The sequence below is a fragment of the Pseudomonas sp. A39 genome, from assembly GCF_058145955.1.
This window is the reverse complement of record NZ_JBYVMD010000113.1, coordinates 1-1,093: the sequence shown is the minus strand read 5'-3', so window position 1 is coordinate 1,093 and position 1,093 is coordinate 1. Positions and strand designations below refer to the sequence as shown.

Annotated in this window: 2 protein-coding genes; both read right to left on the bottom strand. The window is 54.5% G+C overall.

The features are described from left to right. Nucleotides 1-259 precede the first annotated feature (259 nt). Nucleotides 260-625 carry a 50S ribosomal protein L7/L12 gene (gene rplL / locus AC3ZU9_RS31420; RefSeq protein ID WP_003210093.1) on the bottom strand — a complete coding sequence of 122 codons (366 nt, stop codon included), beginning with the start codon at nt 623-625 and terminating at the stop codon, nt 260-262. Between the two features lie 78 nt (nt 626-703). Then, the coding region (gene rplJ, locus AC3ZU9_RS31415) for a 50S ribosomal protein L10 (RefSeq protein WP_490091789.1) at nt 704-1,093 on the bottom strand (390 nt) is incomplete at its 5' end.

Genomic DNA, 1,093 nt, shown 5'->3' with positions numbered 1-1,093 from the left:
CCTTGCGGATACGTTTTTTCTCAGTATATGAGTAAGCCATCAGCGTTCCCCAGCTTGGTCACCTGCTTGTTTGGCCCTCCCGACGGGAGCAGCCAGAAAATCTCGCAAACCCCATGGTTTGCACCACCGCATCGGGTGGCTACAGCACGTTAATGGCGGCGACCGAGTCGACAGCCAAGAACGGAAAAAGGCCGGTGGCAAGAGCCACCAGCCATCAGCCTTCAGCTTAACGCTTGGGCTGGAGACGCAAGGTCGATGCTTACTTCAGCTCGACTTTAGCGCCTGCTTCTTCCAGAACAGCTTTGGCTTTGTCAGCGGCGTCTTTCGACACTGCTTCCAGAACCTGGGCTGGAGCGCCGTCAACTACAGCCTTGGCTTCTTTCAGGCCCAGACCGGTCAGTTCACGTACGGCCTTGATCACGTTTACTTTCTTCTCGCCAGCTTCCAGCAGCATGACGTTGAATTCGGTTTGCTCTTCAGCAGCGACAGCAGCAACAGCTGGGCCAGCGGAAGCAGCGGCAGCGGAAACGCCGAATTTTTCTTCGAAAGCTTTGATCAGCTCAACAACCTGCAGAACCGACATTTCAGCTACGGCGTTGAGGATATCGTCTTGGGAGATAGACATTGCTGTATTTCCTGAATTGGGGGACGGCCTACGCGGCCATCGAAATAAACAAAAATACGCGAGAGAAGTTGTTCAGCCTTAGGCTGCGGCAGCTTCTTTTTGCTCGCGAACTGCGGCCAGAGTACGAGCCAACTTGCTGGTAGCGCCTTGAATCACGCTCATCAGCTGAGAAATAGCTTCGTTACGGGTCGGCAGTGTTGCCAGTACGTCGATTTGGTTAGCTGCGAGGAACTTGCCCTCGAACGCAGCTGCCTTGATCTCGAACTTATCCTGACCCTTGGCGAATTCCTTGAACAAACGGGCAGCAGCGCCAGGATGGTCGGTGGAGAACGCAATCAGGGTCGGGCCGGTGAACACGTCATTGAGGACACTGTATTCAGTGTCAGCAACAGCGCGCTTGAGCAGGGTGTTACGTACAACACGTACGTATACGCCAGCTTCACGAGCCTCTTTACGGAGTCCGGTCAT